Source organism: Vibrio sp. 10N.222.55.C7 (assembly GCF_041473335.1).
In the GTDB taxonomy this organism is placed as follows: Bacteria; Pseudomonadota; Gammaproteobacteria; order Enterobacterales; family Vibrionaceae; genus Vibrio; species Vibrio crassostreae_C.
Genome location: NZ_JBFRSC010000134.1, coordinates 1 through 253 on the forward strand (window position 1 = coordinate 1; position 253 = coordinate 253).

A 253-nucleotide genomic window follows, 5' to 3' on the forward strand; every position below is an offset into this window, starting at 1 on the left:
TCCAAATTGTTAAAGAGCAATGAGACTTCTTGTGAAGTTCATTTTCTAAAGACTCTCACAGTCGAAAAATCCAACCAGCGACATAAGAAGTGGTTTGGAGATTTAACTTCCAAGAATATTTAGAGAATGGTGGGCGATACCGGGCTCGAACCAGTGACCCCCTGCTTGTAAGGCAGGTGCTCTCCCAACTGAGCTAATCGCCCACGATAGTTTTAATTCCTTCGTGGAGAAAGAATGGTGGGTCGTGCAGGAT

At 44.7% G+C, this 253-nt stretch carries 1 tRNA gene; it reads right to left on the bottom strand.

Annotated features, from left to right (window positions below):
• Window positions 1-127 precede the first annotated feature (127 nt).
• Window positions 128-203, bottom strand: a tRNA-Val gene (locus AB4482_RS23035).
• Window positions 204-253: the final 50 nt, after the last annotated feature.